Source organism: Aurantibacter crassamenti (genome assembly GCF_016811105.1).
Lineage (GTDB): Bacteria > Bacteroidota > Bacteroidia > Flavobacteriales > Flavobacteriaceae > Aurantibacter_A > Aurantibacter_A crassamenti.
Genome location: NZ_JAFBGM010000002.1, coordinates 111,504 through 133,180, shown reverse-complemented (window position 1 = coordinate 133,180; position 21,677 = coordinate 111,504). Strand labels below are relative to the sequence as shown.

Annotated in this window: 15 protein-coding genes; 4 read left to right on the top strand and 11 right to left on the bottom strand. The window is 33.3% G+C overall.

The window, feature by feature from the left end; all coding sequences use genetic code 11:
* Nucleotides 1–46: 46 nt before the first annotated feature.
* Together JQC67_RS13195 and JQC67_RS13190 are read left to right on the top strand one after the other, a co-directional pair.
* Nucleotides 47–1,378, top strand: coding sequence for a serine hydrolase domain-containing protein (locus JQC67_RS13195; protein ID WP_203253392.1), 1,332 nt, complete (start codon nucleotides 47–49; stop codon nucleotides 1,376–1,378).
* A gap of 330 nt (nucleotides 1,379–1,708) precedes the next feature.
* The gene (locus JQC67_RS13190) at nucleotides 1,709–3,385 is read left to right on the top strand and encodes a vWA domain-containing protein (RefSeq protein ID WP_203253391.1); all 1,677 of its coding nucleotides are present in this window, start codon (nucleotides 1,709–1,711) and stop codon (nucleotides 3,383–3,385) included.
* 27 nt (nucleotides 3,386–3,412) lie between these two features.
* Here the strand turns inward: JQC67_RS13190 and JQC67_RS13185 are convergent, their stop codons facing one another.
* From JQC67_RS13185 to JQC67_RS13165, 5 genes are all read right to left on the bottom strand, one after another.
* On the bottom strand, nucleotides 3,413–4,255 hold the full coding sequence (locus JQC67_RS13185; RefSeq protein ID WP_203253390.1) for a 1,4-dihydroxy-2-naphthoyl-CoA synthase: 843 nt from the start codon (nucleotides 4,253–4,255) through the stop codon (nucleotides 3,413–3,415).
* Nucleotides 4,256–4,389: 134 nt separating this feature from the next.
* The gene (locus JQC67_RS13180) at nucleotides 4,390–5,616 is read right to left on the bottom strand and encodes a glycosyltransferase family 4 protein (protein ID WP_238934757.1); all 1,227 of its coding nucleotides are present in this window, start codon (nucleotides 5,614–5,616) and stop codon (nucleotides 4,390–4,392) included.
* A gap of 91 nt (nucleotides 5,617–5,707) precedes the next feature.
* Nucleotides 5,708–7,219, bottom strand: a complete 1,512-nt coding sequence (locus JQC67_RS13175; RefSeq protein WP_203253389.1) for a DEAD/DEAH box helicase — start codon at nucleotides 7,217–7,219, stop codon at nucleotides 5,708–5,710.
* Nucleotides 7,220–7,337: 118 nt separating this feature from the next.
* Entirely contained in the window at nucleotides 7,338–8,267 is a 930-nt protein-coding gene (locus tag JQC67_RS13170; protein ID WP_203253388.1) for a 2-hydroxyacid dehydrogenase, read from the bottom strand.
* Between the two features lie 12 nt (nucleotides 8,268–8,279).
* A complete protein-coding gene (locus tag JQC67_RS13165) occupies nucleotides 8,280–8,789 on the bottom strand; it encodes a DUF6155 family protein (protein WP_203253387.1) in 510 nt (169 codons plus the stop codon).
* A gap of 185 nt (nucleotides 8,790–8,974) precedes the next feature.
* Here JQC67_RS13165 and JQC67_RS13160 point away from each other — a divergent pair, with 185 nt between their 5' ends.
* Entirely contained in the window at nucleotides 8,975–9,838 is an 864-nt protein-coding gene (locus tag JQC67_RS13160; RefSeq protein WP_203253386.1) for a sigma-70 family RNA polymerase sigma factor, read from the top strand.
* Between the two features lie 523 nt (nucleotides 9,839–10,361).
* Here the strand turns inward: JQC67_RS13160 and JQC67_RS13155 are convergent.
* The 6 genes from JQC67_RS13155 to JQC67_RS13130 form a co-directional block, all read right to left on the bottom strand.
* On the bottom strand, nucleotides 10,362–11,594 hold the full coding sequence (locus JQC67_RS13155; protein WP_238934755.1) for a YaiO family outer membrane beta-barrel protein: 1,233 nt from the start codon (nucleotides 11,592–11,594) through the stop codon (nucleotides 10,362–10,364).
* The gene (locus JQC67_RS13150) at nucleotides 11,587–13,980 is read right to left on the bottom strand and encodes a sulfatase-like hydrolase/transferase (RefSeq protein WP_203253385.1); all 2,394 of its coding nucleotides are present in this window, start codon (nucleotides 13,978–13,980) and stop codon (nucleotides 11,587–11,589) included. The genes JQC67_RS13155 and JQC67_RS13150 overlap by 8 nt, the downstream gene beginning before the upstream one ends.
* Nucleotides 13,981–13,982: 2 nt before the next feature.
* Nucleotides 13,983–15,410 carry a glycosyltransferase family 2 protein gene (locus JQC67_RS13145; RefSeq protein WP_203253384.1) on the bottom strand — a complete coding sequence of 476 codons (1,428 nt, stop codon included), beginning with the start codon at nucleotides 15,408–15,410 and terminating at the stop codon, nucleotides 13,983–13,985.
* A 33-nt stretch (nucleotides 15,411–15,443) separates the two neighbouring features.
* Complete coding sequence (locus tag JQC67_RS13140) at nucleotides 15,444–17,855, bottom strand: HEAT repeat domain-containing protein (protein WP_203253383.1); 2,412 nt, start codon at nucleotides 17,853–17,855, stop codon at nucleotides 15,444–15,446.
* Between the two features lie 184 nt (nucleotides 17,856–18,039).
* Nucleotides 18,040–18,426 (bottom strand): response regulator, encoded by a 387-nt coding sequence (locus JQC67_RS13135; RefSeq protein WP_203253382.1) that lies wholly within the window; start codon nucleotides 18,424–18,426, stop codon nucleotides 18,040–18,042.
* Nucleotides 18,427–20,175, bottom strand: a complete 1,749-nt coding sequence (locus tag JQC67_RS13130; protein ID WP_203253381.1) for an ATP-binding protein — start codon at nucleotides 20,173–20,175, stop codon at nucleotides 18,427–18,429.
* 199 nt (nucleotides 20,176–20,374) lie between these two features.
* Here JQC67_RS13130 and JQC67_RS13125 point away from each other — a divergent pair, with 199 nt between their 5' ends.
* The gene (locus JQC67_RS13125) at nucleotides 20,375–21,676 is read left to right on the top strand and encodes a dipeptidase (RefSeq protein WP_203253380.1); all 1,302 of its coding nucleotides are present in this window, start codon (nucleotides 20,375–20,377) and stop codon (nucleotides 21,674–21,676) included.
* Nucleotide 21,677: the final 1 nt, after the last annotated feature.

Genomic DNA, 21,677 nt, shown 5'->3' with positions numbered 1-21,677 from the left:
ATTAACTTCGTTGTTCTAAATTATATTTAAAACGTCCTCCATATTTATGAAATTATTCAAGCGAATTTTCATTGCATTAATCATAGTATTAGCTATCGTCATTTTTTATAATTATCCAAAACTAAATTTCATCAATGGTTTTGCTGCCAAAAATCTGGCATCCACACATTTTATTTCACATCGTGATTACAATGATATATTAGAGAATGATAATAATATGCCCTTAATTAAATTGGCAGATTTGGAGAAAGTAAAGGGTTCAAGTGTAACGGCATCGGTGTATAGTTTGGTACCTAGAACCAGTATATGTAGAGACGGATTGGGTTGTGCTTTGGTTACCGAAGATTATAATCCGGAGATAAAATTACCGTCGCCAAAAAGAACTTTCTTAAAAAATGATTTAGCATTTCCGTATGGTAATAATGGTATTAAAGATTCTGTTTTTGCCAATGTAGATTATGATCGCGTAGACCGAGCGATTAAAAAAATTCTTGCTAACTATGAGACCCAAATGACCCGTACGGTAATGGTTGTTTATAAAGACCATATTATTTCTGAAGAATATATTGAAGGATTTTCGGCGGAAACTCCAATTTTAGGCTGGTCAATGACAAAAAGCGTTTTAGCTACATTATATGGTATTCTTGATTATCAAGATGAAATAGATATAAATGAGCCCGCTCCTATTCAAGCTTGGCAAAACGATGAACGTAAAAATATTACATTGAATCACTTATTGCGGATGCAAAGCGGATTAGAATGGGAAGAAGACTATGCAAGTATTTCAGACGTAAATAAAATGCTTTTTATGACAGCAGATATGCCTTCTGCTCAATTGAATAAAATGGCAATAGCACCACCAACCGAAATTTGGAATTATTCTTCGGGTACCACAAATCTATTATCAGGTATTTTACGAGACCATTTTAATACGCATCAAGAATATGTCAATTATCCGTATGAGGCATTAATTGATAAAATTGGAATGAATTCTATGCTGTTAGAGGCTGATATTGCTGGTAATTTTGTTGGATCTTCTTATGGATGGGCGACTACACGAGATTGGGCTAAATTTGGACTACTTTACTTACATCGAGGAAATTGGAACGGAAAACAAATATTTGCTCCTGAGTGGGTAGATTATGTTACCAAACCTACTATGAATTCAGATGGAGTTTATGGTGCTCATTTTTGGTTAAATGCTGGTGGAAAATATCCTGATGTACCCCGTGATATGTATTCAGTAAACGGTTTCCAAGGGCAGCGCGTGTATATTATACCTTCAAAAGACTTAGTTGTAGTTCGAACTGGTTTAGGTCAAGAACCACTTTTTGATGCAAATAGTTTATTAAGTGAATTATCTGAGGCTATAAATTAGATTAAAATTATACTTTTTTGTATTAAAGTACTAGTAGGAATATTCCTACACAACATATTCCTACACGCACACCACATTTTTACAATACTTCACAACATTTATTTAAATAGATTCGTAAATCATGGTATGTTTATCATGTAATTAAAACGGAGTTAATTTTTCATTTTCATATAGTGTTCTCGTAAAAGAGTCCTTTCGTAAGAGGGGACTCTTTTTAGTTTATAGAATTTTTGTCCTCATTTATAGCAAGAAATACCCATATATACCTCATAAATAGGCATTAGGACGTTGAATTTTTGGATTCATGCATTATTTTTTGAAAATTCGTTAATGCTGAAGAATATAATTCCATTCTTTTTATTTATTTCATTTTTGTCATATGCACAAAAGGAGTTAGATGCTACTACAAAAGAAGCAATTAATTTACACGTAGATTATATCAATCAATGTAGTTATTATATTGACGCTACTCAGCATTCTCTAAAAGCTTTTAATAGCACATTAAATGCCTATGCCGAACTTTTAGATAAAGATGAAGTTTTAAATCACAATGCTTTAGAATTATCATATGGTAGAACAGCAATTGATCACAAAAAACAATTAAATATACTTTCTAAAAAGTATGATTCTTTAACCATAGTTAGAGCAAATTTACCGGTTGCTGCAGCCAAGCGATTAGAGAATGAGTTACAGCACTATCAAAAAGTCTTTAATCAAATGAAGACTATTGTAAATGTATTGATGAATTTTACTGCTAATAAGGCGTACTTTTTTGAAGACATTCGTTTTAAACAAGCCTATTCATTATTACATGCCTATGAAAAAAATATTCGAACCTTAGCTATTTTAAGTTACGGATTCAATAGTACTATTACTGATTTATTTGGAGAAGAACAACTGCCACTAGCCTTACAGAGAACTAGAAAAATGGTCATGCTTTCTAAAAACATGATTTTTAATTTAGGTCAAAATAGAAATGATAAACTTGAACAATCATTGTCTAAATGGCAGCAACAGTATGATATTCATATTAGTTTAGAAGACCGTAAAATATTGAATACTTATGGCGATTTCCCATATCTTGATTCGTCAGTGAATGAAGATCGTGAGGCTATTGATGCTCATGGAAAATTAATATTTCAATGGGCTGAAAAATATGTAAAAGGTGAAGAACTTTTTGTAGTTGAAGGGTTATATGATAGAACTTATCGCTTTGAAGAATTACTTATTGATATTTTTAATAGTCAAGGCATTGGCATTGCTCAGAAATATAATAATTACATAGAACGGGCTGATCAACCGATTTTGAAAATTGTAAATGAAGTACCACCTTTTAATGTAATATATCCTGAGAAAATATATTTACCTGAAGAGAATGCGACTTGGTTGACCACCGAAGGAATTAAACGTTTACTTTTTGACCCTACTGATTTTAATACACTTGATGGTGCGTTAACCAATAATATGGTACTATTGATTGATGTATCAATTTCGATGCGTTATCATGAAAAATTAGATAAGCTTAAAAATTCTGTGAACTATTTAATTGATGTATTACGACCTCAAGATAAATTAACAGTAATTACGTATTCCGGAAAAGCTGAAAAGGTAATTGAAACTAGTGCTATAACTACTAAAGAAGAATTAACTAGCGTAATTAATTCACTCAAGGCATCCGGAAAATCCAACGGTAAGGCAGGGTTGCAATTGGCTTATAGAGAAGCGGTTAGTAACTTTGTTCATGGTGGAAACAATCGAATCATTTTAGCTTCTGATGGAATGTTTAAAATTGATAACCAACTTACGAACCTTATTAAACAAAACCTTGAAAAGGATATTTATCTATCAACTTTTCATTATTTGTCACCAAAAGGCAAAATTTCTAAAAAAGATGTTTTAAAACAACTTTCTGAAATTGGGGGTGGCCATTATATAGAAATTCATCAAGAATCAGATGCCATTAATGCCCTAGTTACTGAATCTAAAAAGCAATACCCTCCTGAATAAAACATTCTTTTAGATTATATTCTTTACTTAAGGAATCCATTTATTTTTACCAAAATCAGGTTTACGTTTCTCTAAAAATGCATCTCGGCCTTCTTTTGCTTCATCTGTCATGTACGCCAAACGTGTAGCTTCACCAGCAAAAACTTGTTGCCCTACCATGCCATCATCCGTTAGGTTCATAGCAAACTTGAGCATTTTAATTGAAGTTGGTGACTTCTCTAAAATTTCTTGTGCCCATTGATATGCAGTGTCTTCAAGCTCGTCATGGGGTATTACCGCATTTACCATTCCCATTTCAAGGGCATCTTGTGCAGAATAATTTCTACCTAAAAAAAAGATTTCACGTGCTTTTTTCTGCCCAACCATTTTTGCGAGGTATGCTGATCCGTAGCCACCATCAAAACTAGTAACATCAGCATCAGTCTGTTTAAAAATAGCGTGTTCTTTACTCGCCAAAGTTAAGTCGCAAATAACATGTAAGCTATGTCCGCCCCCAACGGCCCAACCTGGTACCACTGCAATTACCACTTTGGTCATGAAACGAATTAAACGCTGTACTTCTAGTATATTCAAACGGTGCATTCCATCATCGCCAACATAACCTTGGTGACCTCTAGCTTTTTGATCACCTCCACTACAAAATGCCCAACCTCCATCTTTTTTTGATGGACCTTCACCTGATAGCAATACAACGCCTATTGAGGTGTCTTCTTGGGCATCATAGAATGCTTTGTATAGTTCACTGGTAGTTTTAGGTCTAAAAGCATTACGTACTTCAGGGCGGTTAAACGCTATTCGAGCTACGCCATTACACTTTTTATACGTAATGTCTTCAAAATCGATTGCTGTTTTCCAGTCGATGGTTTTCATGGATTTTGTTTTATATGGTATGCAAAGTAACGGAATTTGATGCTAATGAATGGATAAAAATTATTGTGAATCTATGTGAAATCACACTAGAACTTTTAAATAAAATAAGCATAATCTATTATGAGGTAAACGGACTAGTACTTATTCTTCGCTTCTATCCATTTAGACATATACTTACTGCTTGCCATAGTTTGATGCTGTAGAAGTTTACCAATAAAATTGGTATCTCTATGCGAATCGAGATTATTCCGAATTTGATTTAATTTAAATCGGAGTCTTTTTTCTAGTTGATTCTTGTTAAAATTCTGAATTAGGATTTGTTGTCCGTTTTCTTGATACTTCATCCAAGTTTCTTGATTCATATAGGCTTCAATTGCAGCATAAGCAAAAGCTTTAGGGTCATCAAGAATTTGACCGTTCCATTCTAAATCATTTTGCATGCCCTCCGCTCCTATTGTTGTGGTTATACTTGGAGTGCCACAGAGCATTGCATCTAATAGTTTGCCTTTTTGGCCAGCACCAAAACGTATAGGAGCTAATAATATTCGTGCATTCGAGATAACTTCATGAGCGTTTTTGGCCCATCCGTGTACTATGAAACCTTCTTTTGTATTATGTAATTGTGTTATTTTTTGAGGAAAGTTTGCACCATAAATATTCAATTTTACTTTGGGTAGCTTACTTTGAATTATAGGCCAAATTTCTTTTTTTAAATATAAGATTGCGTCAACATTTGGCGCATGACCACCAAAACCAATAAATAAAAAATCGTTTCTATTTTCAAATTTAGGTTTGTCTGCTATCGCATTATCATCAGGTGTAGCCACCATAAAAGGTAAATGTAAGAGTAGTTCTTCAGCATTCGGTATAACTTGTGATAGTAGTTTAATTTCAAAATCTGAAATCATTAATGATATGTCACATCGAAGTATGCTGGCTACTTCACGCTGGGTCATCTCATGTGCTTTCCACATTTCAGATGTCCAAATGCTATTGTTTTTAAAAGCCAATTCACGTGACTTACGTAACGAATGTAAATCTTCAGTATCTAGTATTTTAAGCGCATTAGGGGTGTTTTCAGTTAAACGCCATCCGAATTGTTCTTCAGACATAAATCGATCAAAGAGCACCATTTCAGGCTGCATCTCTTTTATAAAAACATCAAAACTTGAATGATTTAAAAGAATATTTACCGTTTCCACAGCATCAAAGCTGAAATCTTCTCGCTTTTCAGCGGTACTTGCAATGGTAACTTTGTATCCTTCTTCCTGAAAAAAAGAAACCAATTGCATTAGACGTACCCCTGCTGCAGAATATTCTGGGGCGGGCCAATTGAGCGTAATGATTAAAAGCTTTTTCAAAATGTAAATTCAAGAGTCAATTGCAAAAATACCATACAAGACAAGAATTAAGTTGAATACAACCTAATTGTTATTTGAATCGACTGCTATATTACATTCTTGCGGCAAATTTTTGAGATATATTGAGGCGTAATTTACGCTCATAATCTTCTTCTAACCATTCCTTGTAATTTTTAGTGTTATTCATAATACAATATGAATATTGGCGTACACGAAATGCTATTTCTTCTTTAAGTTCTTTTGCTAAAATACGGGCATCAAATACATCTTCTGAATTCTCAACACAAATCTTTGCATGTTGCTCTATACTGCGTTCTAAGACCAATTTAGACTTTAAACCTTGCGCAAAAACCTTTTTATACTCCTCTTTTATATCGTATTTTAAATCAGAAGATTTCTTAAATTTTTTACGAAGTGCAACTGGCATTTCATAAACAAATTCACGTTCAATATCTTCATCATTCTTGATGTTTTCAAGATAGAAATCAGGAAAGTGGAAAATTTCTTGCCAATCTACTGGTGCTTCCCACATACCAAAACGGGCAACATTATTACCCAAATCAATTACATTAAATGATTCTTTATTTGGTAATATCCTAGAGCCCCTACCAATCATTTGAAAATATAAGGTCAAAGAACGTGTTGCACGGTTAAGAATAATAGTTTCTACTGTTGGTTCATCAAAACCAGTAGTAAGTATGCTTACCGAAGATAATATGGCATCAGGAGTTTCATGAAACCATTCTAAAATCTCTTTTCGTTCTGACGCACTATTTTTATTGTCTAAATGCCGAATGTTATAACCAGCCTTTCGAAACGTATCATATACGTAGCGAGACGTATTTATACCATTATTGAAAATAAGGGTTTTGGTACCTTTTGCAACTTCATTGTATGCGGTCATTAATTTACCAAGCATACTTTGATTTCCGTATAGTTCGTCTGATGATTTAACGGTGTAATCACCATTAATACCCAGTTTCAAACTCTGTAAGCCAACATCGTAATTATAAACTTCTGCTTTGGCTAAAAACTTCTTTGAAATTAGAGATCCAATTGATTCACCGATAATCAACTTTTTATAGTTGTCTTTCATCGGTAACTTTATATTCGAACTAAGTGGCGTTGCTGTAACCCCTAAAATTGTTGAATCTTCAAAAAACTTGAATAGTTTTCGAAATGAATTGTAATGTGCCTCATCAATAATGACTAGGCCCACGTTTTTAAGTGCAATTGCATTTTCTTGTAAACGATTATTCAATGTTTCAACCATTGCCACAAAACACATATAATCATCTTGATCATCAAGTACTTTGACGTCGCTATTGATTATCTTGTTTTTTACACCAAAACCACCCAACATTTTAGATGTTTGCGTACTTAGCTCAATACGGTGCGTTAATACAACCACCTTTTTCTTCATCTGGCTGATATAGCGCTTTGTGATTTCAGAAAAAACTACTGTTTTACCACCACCCGTAGGCAACTGATATAGTAGGTTTTCGGCGGCTGAAGACGACTCTAAATGCTCAAAAATAGTATTAAGGTCGTCTGCCTGATAATCGTATAATGTCTTTTCAGATGTATTTTTTTGTATCTCCAAGTAACAAATGGGGTTTAATTTTTAAAGGTGGACTTATGAACATTTAGGAACGGCCACAATTTTGCAAAAATAAAAGAAATTTATGCTTGAACGAAGGATTCGCTGCGAAATCTGAAAATTAGTAGCCTTTAGTCTTAGAAACCAAGTTCAAAAGTGGTTCATTATTTTGCAGTCTGCGGTAGTTTTCAAGAATCTGAGGTATAACAGAATTGGTGTCAGAAACACTGGCATAATGTGGAGTCATATGTACTTTAGGATGTTCCCAAAACGGATGGTCTGTTGAAAGTGGTTCTTGATGATATACATCTAAGCTGGCGCCCGAAAGATGCCCATTATCTAACATTTCTATTAAATCGGCATCAACAAGATGCCCGCCACGTGCTACATTTATGATATATGCATTTTTTGGAAGTTGTTGAAATAGTTCTTTATTCAGTATTCCTGCAGTTTCTTCTGTTAACGGTAATAAGCAAACTAATACTTCTGTTGTAGCTAAAAATTCAGATAACTCATCTTGCCCAGCAAAAGATTGTACTTTATCTAGTGATTTTCTAGAATTTGACCATCCTTGTACATTAAACCCGAATTTTATCAAATCAGTAGCTAATACTTGTCCTAAGGTACCGAACCCTAAAATCCCAATCTTAAAATCAGCGATTCGTTTGTATTGAATGGGTTTCCAAATTTTATTGAATTGATCAACTTTATAATGTTCTATGTTCTTTAAATAAGCTAAAATAAGTGCCAAAACATGTTCTGACATATCAGCTGCTAAAAATTTGTCTACTACCCTAGTAATAGGCAAATGAGTGGGAGCTTTGTCGTCTTCAAAAATATAGTCAACCCCTGCCCCGTTTGATGCAATACATTTTAAATTGGGAAATTCAGCTAATGAACCTTCTGGGTGTTTCCAGATAAGAGCCATGTCAATATCATCGGGATTATATTCTTCTTTATAGGTATATACTGCTAATTTTGAATCAGCAGCTAATAGGGCATCTTTCCAAAGCTGCTCTTTATTATCTTGTCTTATAATTACTATCGCCATTAATTTATCTGTTTAATCAATAATGTCAAGTGCTTTTGAAAATCCTTCAGAAAATAACCATTCACGCTCTTGTGTTATGGTATAAATTTTAGCAATACGTTCTTTGTAGTCAGTAATCATACCATTTAAAGAAATATACTGTACTGCTTGCTCAAATGAGTTCAGCATGCTTTTATAAAAAGAATCAGCTACATTTTTTTCCATTTCAAAAGTCTGTGCTATTTCTAAGTTGTATAACATTAAATCAGCAATTAAATGGGTATCTACCCCTAATTTTAAAAAGTGTTTGATGAATTTTTGTGCTGTAGATCTTCTAGCTTTTGCTTTTCTTCGCTTTAATGGAAAATACTCGTTAGATATTTTGGCTTTAGCTTGCTGTAAAAGTTTGTCTTCCTTCGGATTAAATACAAAATCATAATACTCTTTTACAACCGGAAATCGCAAATAAAGATCCATCATTTGCTCTTCAAGATCCTCTTTTGGAAGTTCTGTTAAGTATTTTTTTAATGCCCTCTTACTCATTTGTACTTGAATATGGTTTCAAAAATAGTATTAAAAAACGATTGGGGTCAATAAATATCGAACGGTATATAATCTATACATATTATCATAATTTATGTATAAGAAAACTCTTTCTTTCTTGGAAAAGACGCAATAATGACGTATTATGAGAACTAATACTATTCACATTAATACACTATAGATATATGAGGCAACTAAAGATTATCAAGCAGGTAACCAATAGAGAATCAAAATCACTCGATAAGTACTTGCAAGATATCAGTAAAATTGATTTAATAACAGCCAGTGAAGAAGTTGAATTAGCGCAACGAATTCGTACTGGTGATCAAATAGCTCTCGAGAAATTAACTACAGCCAATTTAAGATTTGTTGTCTCTGTTGCCAAACAGTATCAAAACCAAGGATTAAAACTACCCGATTTAATAAATGAAGGCAATTTAGGACTTGTTAAGGCCGCAAAACGCTTTGATGAGACCAGAGGGTTCAAATTTATATCGTATGCTGTATGGTGGATCAGACAATCCATTTTACAGGCATTAGCTGAGCAATCAAGAGTTGTACGTTTACCATTAAACAAAATTGGTTCGATTAATAAGATTAAAAAGACTTTCTCTTATTTAGAACAAGCACATGAAAGACCACCTTCTGCAGAAGAAATTGCGAAAGAATTAGAAATGACTGTTAGTGAAGTTAAACAGTCAATGAAAAATTCAGGACGTCACGTTTCTATGGATGCACCACTTCGTGAAGGTGAAGATTCAAATTTATATGACGTTTTACGTTCTGGTGAATCACCTAAGCCTGATAAGCTGTTAATGCAACAGTCTTTAAATACAGAAATTAATAGGGCTTTAGAGACGTTGTCTCCTCGTGAGGCTGATGTTGTGAAGTTGTATTATGGAATTGGAGACCAACAATCAATGACTTTGGCTGAAATTGGTCAAACCTTTGATTTAACACGTGAAAGAGTACGTCAAATTAGAGAAAAGGCAATTCGTAAATTGCGTCATAATTCGCGTAGCAAATTGTTAAAGACTTATTTAGGATAGAATAAAATTCTATACAAATTAAAAAGCCTCGACTAGTGTCGGGGCTTTTTAATTTGTACAACTCATTCTATTTAAGAATAACTCAATTTACTGATATTAAAATCAATTAAAATGTCATTTAAATCTTCAATGAAGTTTAAATAAGCTGCGTTGTCTGGGTTCAAATTTGCCATGATTTTTGATTTAGATTGAAGGCCTTAAATTAACTACATGTAGTCAAGTTCAGCCAATTCGTTAATACTCAAAATTTCGTTTAATTCTTGTAGGAAGTCTAGGTACTCTTCCCCGTAGGTATCGTAAAGCATAATTATTGAGGGTTTTTGTTTCCGACTAAACGGTAATGATTTGGGTTTCTATGTTTTTGGTTTAGTAAACATATTAAGAACCACCAATCGAAACAATAAATTGTGGTCAACCTCTCAATTTTAGTTGTGAAAACCACATATCTTATGGGAGCCACGTTTAACGGTATTTTAACGTTGTGTAATTCATCGAATATTGTTGCAATTCGTCGGATCAGATTTTAAAACTTCACTTCACATGTTAAACCTGCAGAGAATGACCAGTAGTAATTATCGCTGTCAAAAATGAGCTCTTGCCGTGTTAAGCCAATATTAGTTCTAAAAATATTGCTACTTACTTTACCAGGAAATTGGTATTCTAAGCGTAATCGTTGTGATTCAATATACAACACTGTTTCAGCCAATAAGGTTTCGCCGTCACGTAGTTGTTCTAACTCTGGTGAGTACCCCATTATGAATGATGCGCCAATATAGTTGTCAGCGTTCTTTAAATATTTACGGGCTAAAAAACTACCTGAGACTCCGTATTTACCAGTGTCTTGCGGTGTTACGTAAGGGCGTAACGAAAAGTAATAGTTACCACTATAAAGGCCTAATGACATTGTATAAATTAAAGCATCGGCATTGTCAAAATTTATATAACGGATACCAGCGGAAGCTTCTATTGCTTTTGGTAGGTTGGCATATAATTCAGCACCTACCCTATGATTAGGATAGATTGCCGAATTTGAATAACCATAATTCGTATATGCATAAAAGGTTTCAGAGAACTTTGGATAAAAGTCTACTTCATATTGAAGCCCGTGCGTCTCAAATCGGTTTGAATAATTAAGTGAAGTAATTAAATCACCAATCTTTGTTTTACGACCGTAGCTTATGCTTGAATAAATCATTGGGTCATATACGACATCAAATGAATCAAAAGAGTTGTTTATTGATATTTTGTTTTTTAAAATATCTGTCTCTTTCGTCTTTGCTAATGCCTCTTTTAATTTTGCGTTTGCCTCGTTTTGTTTTGATTCGATATCTTTCAAAGCGCGATCACGCAATACAGCTATATGTGGATCTTTTGGTAAATAAGTAAGTGCCTTATTTGCTATACCTAATGCTAAATAACTTTCTTCAGCATAAAGTTCATTCTTTATAGCTGCTAACCAGGCTTCTTTGTTTAAACGGTCAACAGACGTGATTTTATTGAATTGAACTCTAGCAATTTCATAATTACCATCCCAACTATGGGTACTGGCTAATAGGCTTCGAACATCTGAATAATCAGGATACTTGGTTAAAATATTGGTCAATGTGTCTCTCGCAACTGTTCTGTGCCCTTCATAGGCAAGATCTCTCGCAACAAAAAATGAGCGGTCTGGGTCTCCATTATAAGCTACTTCTTGAGCACTTATTGGTAGAGCCATCGCTAGCAATACTAGTAGTAGTATAATTTGCTTACTCATCTTCATAATTTGTTGATACTTGATCTGTTTTGTTGTTTTTAATACTTTGTGTGATAATTGCTTGAGCGATTTTCTTAACAGGATTTTTCTGAGCTCGCTCTATTTTTGATTTCAGTTCTGCTGTATCTACCTTATTCAGTTTTATTAATTCTAGGGTTTCTTTTGAAACTTTGTTATTTCCTGACCAAAAGCAAACGTCTAATAAGGCTGAATAAACATCAGTATACTTCGGATTTGTTTTTGCACAACCTTTTAGTATTTCTATTGCTTCATCATAATTTCCATTCCAAGCATTAATTCTACCGGTCAATATTCTTGTATCAATTTGACTTGGTACTTCAGAAAGTATGTATCTACATAAAAGAAGTGCTCTGTCATATTCTTCATTAAAGGCTAACTTTCTTGCCGTTAAATAACCTTTGTCTGAATTCTTGCCGTTATAAACACTATTTAACCACACCATATCAGTGTCTTCAAAATGTTCTTTCAGATCTGTGAAAATTGTAAGGCTATCGGGTAAAATTTTATTTTCACTTGTTACGTACAAGTTCATGGCCTTAAAATTATCGAGCTGTTTCTTTATTTTAGCACTGCTGTTTTGTGATGTACTTAAATTCATGTTCTCATCAATTGTATATAAAGTGCCACCAGATAACAATTGACTATTACTAACAAACTCTTTTAGTTGATTTTTATTTCGCATTAAGGGGATGTTCTTAGTAGATCTAAAATCGGTTTCCGTATCTAAGGTCTCACCCAACCATGCTACTTGCGTAGGCATTTTAAAAGTATAATGATTATCTAATAATGCCAAAAGTGATGGTGTTACATCAAAATGAGACGAGATTGAACTCATCTTCTTTGTTGATGTTAACATAGGACTATAAATCATTAGTGGTACATGAAACGGACTAAGGGCATTTTTTTGAGGTAGGCCAGTTATACAACGATTAGCAGTAACAATGAATATTGTATTATCATAGTTTGGTTGATTTTTATAAGATTTAAATAACCATTCTAAGGCGCTATCTGAATATAAAATTGTGGCAAATATGTTTTTATTCTTCTCAATTACCTGAACCTGATCACTCTCATAACGGCCAGTTTTTAGTGTTTTTTGAACTTCATTTATATAATACTCTTTTTTTGGAGCTATGTAGGGTTCACTAGCGGTCATGGTTGAATAAACCTCCATTTTGGGTTTATTGCTCGATCGATCTATTTGCATGCTTTTTTTATAGAGCTCTTTATCTGGGTAGCCTTTGGTATTACCAGCTGCATCTTCTGCTTGAAGTTCATAAGTGTCTTCAAAGCCGGATCTGTCTAAAACAAAATCTACATCTTCACTTAATAAAAACTTGTCTAGATTATTTAACGCACTGTTTGTGCCTTGATAATGTGAAGTTTGATACCCATTGTTTTTTAAAATACTAAACAATGTTAATTTATTCGGTATGTTTTCAAGCTCCATGAATCCGTTTTTGCCAAACGGTAGCGAGCCCAACAATGAGGGTACAACACCAAAAGATTCACCAGTAGTACTCAAACAATTTTCCCAGTATAAAGATTGTGTGGCTAACGAATCTAGAAATGGAGTAAAACCTTGGTATGTAGCGTTTTCACCTACAAAACCTCTACCTAAGCCTTCAACAATAACAAATACGATGTTTGGTTTTTCATCCTTTAGGTTAAAATATTCACCTAATACATCAGTAGTATTTGGTTTTTTTATCAGAGGATATGCCACATCGGCTACATATTCATTGGCTTCTAAGTTTGAATTGTATAGGTTTAAAACTAGAAATTGTGTTTTGTTTTCATTTATCGGCTTGCCATCAATAAATAAGGTGGCAATGAACATTGTGAAAAGTATAATAGTAAAAGGATACATCTTACCAATATGATGATATACCTTTTTTGTTATCCTATAAATGCCATGAAATAAGCTTCCAATCAGTAGGATGCTAATTAAAATGAAAAATATAATATAGCCGGAACCAGCAATACTTTCTTTAATAGCTACAAAACTATATTCTAATAAATCGGCACCTAAAGGTACAAAGGTTGTACAATAGTAGCTTATCAATATGGTTTCAATAATTAGCAATGAAAGTAGTATGCCCGAGACTATTCTAAACCCTACTTGCGGTCTCCAATTTTCAAAGAAGTTAAATATTGGAACCAAAATAAGGGCAACCAATGCTGAATACCCCATATGATGAACAATGGCTTGTAAAAAACTTACCGTAAAAATAGTATCAATAACATCTTTAAAATAAAGTATGGTATACTGAAAAGCAGAAAGAATAACCAACGATGCAAAAAAGGCAATAATCACTCGCGTGAATTGCTTTAAGTTATATCTAGGTATATTACTTGTATTCATTTTTAACTTGCTTTGGCAAAACCTTTACGTACTTGGGATCCCCACCCTGATTTTATTTTAAATAATTTTTTATAATTACCTCGAACCGCTGACCATGTTACTATTGGGTGATACACTAAGGGTTCAATTATTGCAAATACTAGTAGTAAGAGCACATCTTTTCGTTTGTATTGATTGTATGAATAAACTTCCCATAGAACTGCATAGAATGAAACCATAATTGAACAGGTCCAAACAGCTGCTGTTATCGCAAGAAAGAATTCCCAATTTATTATCCCCAAATAAGTAAAAAGCAGGATGCAGAGTAAACCTGTAAATTCTAACAATGGTGCTAGCCACTCGTAAAAAAACCAATACGGATAACTCATCATGCCTAACCGTCCGTATTTTGGATTGAAAAACATGGCCTTATGCTTTTGTAGTGTTTCTAGGTTACCACGCGTCCACCGGTCTCTTTGGTTGACTAAAATCTTGAGATCTTCTGGTACTTCCGTCCAACAAAGTGGATCAGGAATATATTCTATGGTATAAGGTAATCGCTCATCATGCATATAACGACGCATCTTGAAAATGATTTCCATGTCTTCACCAACGGTATTTGTATCATAACCGCCAACAGCAAGTGCAATTTCACGGTCAAAAAAACCAAAGGCTCCTGAGATAATTAATAAACTATCAATACGCCCCCACGCCATTCTACCTAATAAAAAAGATCTAGTGTATTCAAGCAATTGAAATTTGGCCAACCAGTTTTTAGGTAGTTTAATTTCTTCTAATTGTCCGCCTTCAATAATGCAAGAATTTGCTACACGAATCACGCCACCTACTGCTATTACGCGTTTTTCTGATCTTTGATAAAATGATTTTACAACATGTAAAAGTGCATCGGGTAGTAATAAACAATCCACATCAATACAACCCACATAGCGGTTAGTTGAAAGATGCATTCCGGTATTTAGCGCGTCTGATTTCCCTCCGTTTTCTTTATCAATAACTGTTAGTTTAGAAAATGAACGATGTTTCGATTTGTAGATGCCACGTATAGGCTTAGATTTCCAATCTGGATCAATTTCTTGCTCAATTTGAACCAAATCATAAGCATCAATCATTTTTTGAAGTGTATCATCCTTGCTGCCATCATTTACAACCATTACTTCATAGTCAACATAACGTAATGACATAAGGGATCTAATATTGTCTACAATTGTTAATCCCTCGTTATAGGCAGGTGCAATAATTGTAATACTTGGTGCAAGTGGTGAAGCCATCACTTTAGATAGGTCACCAAAACTATTCTTGTGTTTATAGTGTAATGAGTTTCTAGTAGCTAAATAGCACATTACCGCATAGCCAGTGAATAGCACGATTGTGAACACCAAGAAAACGATGTTCAGGTAATCAAGAAAAATATTTAGTACTTCACTATCCACTTGTAAATTATATTTTGCCTTGCTTTATTAAGTCTAATTGTCTCTAGTAATATCAAAATCAATCTCAAAAATGCTGAATGGTTTTTCACTTATTTTTGGACTATTTTCTTTTGATATTTTAATTTCAGTTTTAGCTGTTATGACCGATTTGCTTTTTAAAATTTCTGTATTTATTTGCTCTTTTTCTTTTAGTAATCGTGCAATTAATTGTTCTAAGCATTTTTGAGCTTTTAAGTGTACTTTCGCTTTTGATGATTCAACTACTCGCCTTAAAAAAGGAATTTCTTTTTCATCCCCTACCGCACTAATCTCATCTAGTAATATTAATTTAGACTGAATGTCTAATCTGCCAAAGTATTCTTCAAAAACGCTATAAACCACGGTGTCAGGTTTTATTGGTTCTCTTTTTAGAACCTCGGTTTTCGATATTTTAATGAGTAAATATTCTATTTGCTCTCGAAGTATCGGTTCTTTCTCATCAAGCAGTAAATTTTTTAATAAGGGGATTTCACGTTCATCACCCAAAGCCTCTATATCATTTAAAAGTACCATTGTACTAATACTGTTCTCACTTAATATATTTGGTTTTGGAAGTTTAAAAGAAGCTTTATCTTGTTGGTTTAAAATCGTTTTGATTTTATGTTTCATTTCAGATTGCGCTTCATTTTCTGCTAAAATCCATTCAATGGTAGTTAGCTCTCTTGGTATCTCTAATGACAAATCGGAATCAAAAACATCATTATCAATTTCTTCTGTTACTTTTCTATCGTAGTCTACTTCAACAGCATTACATTCAATATTCTTGATGTTTTTCATTGTAATATCTTGTATTGAGGTTGGTACTTTTGGGGCTGTTTTTTTCTTTTTGCGCAATGTCTTCTGCTGTGCTTTTATTTTAGGTGGTTCAGCAGGTTTTTTATTCTCCTTTTTAATATCAATGATAATTTCTGAATAGATTACGTCGATATTTAAAGGGTTGAGCGGTTTAACATTTTCTTGATTTTGTTTAGAATTTATTTCTTCTTGTGATGGAATTACTATCGGAATGAAAGCAACATCTATTTCATCGATTAGAATTTCGTTTACATTTTCAACCTTAATTTCTTCAGATGAGACTTCTTCAAAAATTAATTCTAACTCAGATAATTCAATTTGTTTTGAATCGGATATGTTTTTATTGGGAATATATTTTTCTGATTTAACTGTTTTTTCGTCTGTAAATACTAATGGCAGAAAATCAATACTGAAACCTTCTATGTCAGAATCAATGTCCGCAGCAAATGGTTTAGTTTCTAAGGGTAATTCCACATTCTCGTTAATATGGTCTTGATTCAAGTGTACATCTTCCGAAACCAACTCTTCTTGAATTTCCGAAATCAACTCTTCTTGAATACTTGACTTATCAATATTTGTCTGCTTTTTTAATGCTGTTTTGGCCGTATCACTTTGCGATTCGTTTATAGTGACTATGTCTTCATTTTGTGGAGTAGTATGCTCAATTACATCAATATTTATTTCGGTTAATGTCTCATTATCAATATCATTAGGTATCTTAAACTTATCAACTGATTGAACACCAGAAGTAGGTAAAACACTCATTGGTGAAATGACATTTATGCACGACAGTGCTTTACTTTTTACATTGAAATTCGATTCTTTAACGCCAACGGATTTAAAAAATTCAATCTCAGCAGAAGAACCTAATGATGCAATTGCATCTAGCGTAGCAATTTTTATATCTACAGAGCTATTCCAGAATACTAATTTTAATGTTTCAATTGCTGAAACAACATGAAATTCACTAATGCAATTAATCGCTGCAAATTTTATTTGAGCGTTTTTATGTTTCAATAATTCTATTAGAGCTTTATTACCATCGGTTTGGTTGTATACCTTCATTAATCGTAAAGAAAAAAGAACAACATCTTTATTTTTCGACAGTAACCATTGATTGAAGCTGGGTGGTAAATAGTTTGTTTTGTTTTTAAGTACTTCAAGAATTTTAAGCTGTTGCCATTCAGATATGCGATATGTAGTAGTGTCTAAGAAATAGTTTACTCCCTCGTTTTTTAACGTAATAATGGCGATTTCAGCTTGTTTTCTTATTGTTGACCTCTTGTCGTTAATGAATTTTGCTATGAATACATATGAGTCTTCAACATGTAATTGTGTTAGTTCTAAAATGCCTTTTGAAACGGTCTGCCATTTCCAACTCTCCAATTTTTTGTACGAATCATGATGAAGACCTAAACTCTGAAATAATTCAAATAGATTATTTAACGTATTACCAGAAAGGTCTTTCCGTAAATCCATTAGCACATCAATTAAAACCTTTCGATTGAATGGATTGTTTAAGAGATTTCGAATTTCACTTTTTAGATGGGCGTAGTTGGTGTCTTCTGCAATAGAAACGTTTTCTTCATAAAAAAGAAATTCAACTATCATTGGGCTTAGTTCTTTTTTTCTTTGCTGTACTTTTTTAGTATTGAATGATATTTTACGTCGAAAAAAGAAAATAAACACAAAGTATAGCCCGCACAGTACTACAAAGAATAGCGTGAAATGCCATAAAAGGTCTGTAGGCACGTTGGGTGCTACAAAAAGCATGAATGCATTGTATGTATCTAAATTAATCAGCTCTTTTGGTTTTGTTTAATTCTTTAGCTACACGTACTAATAACTCAGATGGACTAATTGGTTTTGAAAGAAAATCATTGGCACCCAACTCAAAGGCATTTAGCACATTCTCTTCGTTTCCTGCCGATGAAATAATAATTATTGGCACATTTGAATTCAACTCATTACGTACAAAGTCAATCAGTTCCATTCCAGAAAAATACGGCATCATTATATCACAAATAATGATGTCTGGTATTGACATATTTAAATGCTCCTTCACTTCTTTTCCATCACGATTTAAAATAACCTGATATCCGCCTTTTTCTAACCGGTGTTTTATTAGGGTTGCTAAAAGCTCATCATCTTCGGCTAATAGTACGCTACTTTGATTTTTCATTTAGTTGCTGTTCAATTTATCAAAAGCCATATCAATGGCCTTTTCAATATCAATGTAGTCTATGTTAAAACGTGATAACAAGAATTCAAGATGTTTGAAATCAGGTGATTCAGTGCAACCATTTTGAATTTCAACAATAGTTTTCAATAGTATATTAGCTTGAATCATAGCCACCCCTCCTTTTATTTTATGTGCTGAAAAAGCAAGTGCAGCAATATCTTTATCGTGTATACTTGCTTTGGCTTTTGATTTAAATTCTATAACATTATTCTTAAGAATACTTATAAGATTTTTTAGTAATTCTAAAGAGCCATCACATTGATCGTATAATATTGTTAGGTCAACTGGTTTGTCAGTTGTAATTAAATTTTGTTTAGATATTTGTGTGTTATTCTTATTTTCTTTAGGCATATTATACCCATTTTTATACACTACCATTTTAGCTAATAATTCTTCAGGACTAAATGGTTTTAATAAGTAATCATTAATGCCAAACGAGTTGCATTTTTCTTGATCTTGTATTGTGTAGTCGGCTGTAACTGCTATTATGGGAATTTGACGTATTCGAAGGCTGTTATGCGTTCTTATCAGTTTTGTAATTTCAAAACCACTCATAATTGGCATTCTTAAATCCATTAGTATTAAATCAATAGCGTGGTTTTCAAGAACATTAATTCCAAATTCTGGTTTTTCTGTTATGTGCATATTACAGTTCCATATATCCAGTCTCTTTTGCATAAGTTGCTTATTCAGCTCGTTATCTTCAAAGACCAAAATATTTAATCCGCTAACTGATTCTAATGCGCTAGAATTGACTTTCGTTTTTTTTGGGACAATTGGCTGTAAATTTTGATTTCCAATACTAAAGGGCATCTCAAATTGTACAGTTGTGCCAATGCCAAGTTTACTTTGAATACAAATGGTGCCACCAAGATTTTTAACTATTTGTTGCACTATATTTAGTCCTAAACCTGTTCCACCATATCTAGCGGAAGTGTCTGCATCACCTTGAACGTATGGGTTGAATATTTGATTTATTTTATCTTGTGAAATGCCTATGCCATTATCTTGTATTTCAAATTGTAACCGAATATTGTCAGAAGACTGCTTTGCAATTGAAATGTTCAATGATACTTCACCATCATCAACAAACTTTATTGCGTTACCAATGGTGTTTAGCAATACTTGGGTTAATTTAGAAGGGTCTCCTATTAAAAATTTGGGAATCTCTTTTTTAATCGCACTTGTGAGATTTACTTTTTTATCGACTATCAGCGTATTGCATAAGAATATAACATCATTTGTCAAACTGAATATGTTGAAATCAATTTCTTGAAATTGCTCTTTCCCTGAAGCCAGTTTAGAATATTCAAGCAATTCATTAACTAATTCGAGTAAAGTATTGGAAGCTTTCTGAATTGCATTTACATTAAGTAATTGCTCTGTATTAAGTTGACTTTCTTTTAAAAGGTCAGTAAAGCCTATAATGCCATTGAGGGGTGTTCTGATTTCATGACTAACGTTAGCGATTAAATTACTCTCGAAATTAGGTTCATTTGATTCAGCTCTTTCAGAAACATCAACTTGTATGGACTCATGACCATTTACCTTATTTTGTAAATCGTTTTTAAAAGACTGAAATGAATCCTTAAGATATGTTGCCTCTTGTGAGGTTAGTTCATCGAATGAAAATTCACCCAATGTGGATTCCATTCGCTTCAACAGAGAAAGTAAATTATTAGTTTTCAAGGGGGACTTGATTAAATGAATTTAGTACAAACAAAATAGTTGCTTTTAATTAGGTGGCTCTCACCTATAGTAAACATTGATGGTTTAGCTTGTGTGTTTACCAAAAATCTCGTTTTAATGCCTCACTAACAATAAAATGTTACCTATACCCTGTTTTCTGTTGTCAATTGGCTTTATTTGTAGGTCTAAAATTGTTAAAATGAGATATCCTGTACTATTTTTCTGTTTAATTTTAATTGTTTCATGTAATCAACGAAAGAATTCTAAAGACAACATTGCAAAAGAAACTTTAGAAGAAATAGCTAAACGCGTTCAAAATGAAGTAATTACAATTGATACGCATGTAGATATTAATGTGAGTAATTTTACGGATAGTATTAATTATTCACAACGCCTTAAAACCCAAGTTGATTTACCAAAAATGCAAGAAGGCGGACTTGATGTTGCTTGGTTTATTGTTTATACCGGACAAGGAAGTTTAGACGCTGCTGGTTATCAGAAAGCTCAAGAAAACGCAATGGCAAAGTTTGATGCAATTCATCGACTTTGTGAAGAATATGCGCCAGACAAAATTGGCTTAGCACTGAATTCTAAAGATGTAAAAGAATTAAATGCTAACGGAAAGAAAGTTGCAATGATTGGCGTAGAGAATGCTTACCCAATGGGCGATGACTTATCAAACATTGAAGAGTATCACAATCGTGGTGCTAGATATGTTTCACTTTCTCATAATGGACATAGTCAATTTTGTGATTCTCACACGGGTGAAGAAAATAACTCATGGTTACATAATGGTTTAAGTAAATTAGGTAAAAAGGCTGTTAACGAGCTAAATAGAGTTGGAATAATGATTGATGTTTCACATGTTTCTAAGGAATCAATGAAGCAAATTGTAGCATTATCAAAGGCTCCTATTATTGCCTCTCATTCTTCGGCAAGAGCACTTTGTGATCATAGTAGAAACCTTGATGATGAGCAATTGTTATTAATTAAAGAGAATGGTGGTGTTGTGCAGGCTGTTGCTTTAGATGCATATTTAAATTCTGAAAAAATTGATAAACGCGCTGCCTACATAAAATCAATGAATCTTCGGGTTGCAGATTCATTAGGTGTTGAATGGTATGATAGTGAAGAACTTGGTTCATTGACTCAGGTTGAGCACAAAGAATTTATAGATAATCAACAAAAAGTAGCTAAAATTGCGGAAAAGATAATTGCTAATAAAACCAATGTTCCACCGGCAGTAAGTGTTGTTGATTTAGTTAATCATATAGATTATATGGTTAAGCTTATTGGCGTTGATTTTGTGGGTATTAGCTCTGACTTTGATGGTGGTGGTGGTATTGCGGGTTGGTCAGATGCTTCTGAGACATTTAATGTAACACTAGAGCTGGTAAAACGTGGTTATACTGAAGCTGAAATAGCAAAACTTTGGGGTGGCAACTTATTGCGAGTTTTAGATGATGTACAAGAAGTTGCCACGAAAATAGAGGTTCAGTAGT

What these genes read in the sequence shown, in the direction of transcription:
- JQC67_RS13195 (WP_203253392.1), top strand. Translation starts at nt 47, where the DNA reads ATGAAATTATTCAAGCGAATTTTCATTGCATTAATCATAGTATTAGCT.
- JQC67_RS13190 (WP_203253391.1), top strand. Translation starts at nt 1,709, where the DNA reads ATGCTGAAGAATATAATTCCATTCTTTTTATTTATTTCATTTTTGTCA.
- JQC67_RS13185 (WP_203253390.1), bottom strand. Translation starts at nt 4,255, where the DNA reads ATGAAAACCATCGACTGGAAAACAGCAATCGATTTTGAAGACATTACG.
- JQC67_RS13170 (WP_203253388.1), bottom strand. Translation starts at nt 8,267, where the DNA reads ATGGCGATAGTAATTATAAGACAAGATAATAAAGAGCAGCTTTGGAAA.
- JQC67_RS13165 (WP_203253387.1), bottom strand. Translation starts at nt 8,789, where the DNA reads ATGAGTAAGAGGGCATTAAAAAAATACTTAACAGAACTTCCAAAAGAG.
- JQC67_RS13160 (WP_203253386.1), top strand. Translation starts at nt 8,975, where the DNA reads ATGAGGCAACTAAAGATTATCAAGCAGGTAACCAATAGAGAATCAAAA.
- JQC67_RS13155 (WP_238934755.1), bottom strand. Translation starts at nt 11,594, where the DNA reads ATGAGTAAGCAAATTATACTACTACTAGTATTGCTAGCGATGGCTCTA.
- JQC67_RS13150 (WP_203253385.1), bottom strand. Translation starts at nt 13,980, where the DNA reads ATGAATACAAGTAATATACCTAGATATAACTTAAAGCAATTCACGCGA.
- JQC67_RS13140 (WP_203253383.1), bottom strand. Translation starts at nt 17,855, where the DNA reads ATGATAGTTGAATTTCTTTTTTATGAAGAAAACGTTTCTATTGCAGAA.
- JQC67_RS13135 (WP_203253382.1), bottom strand. Translation starts at nt 18,426, where the DNA reads ATGAAAAATCAAAGTAGCGTACTATTAGCCGAAGATGATGAGCTTTTA.
- JQC67_RS13125 (WP_203253380.1), top strand. Translation starts at nt 20,375, where the DNA reads ATGAGATATCCTGTACTATTTTTCTGTTTAATTTTAATTGTTTCATGT.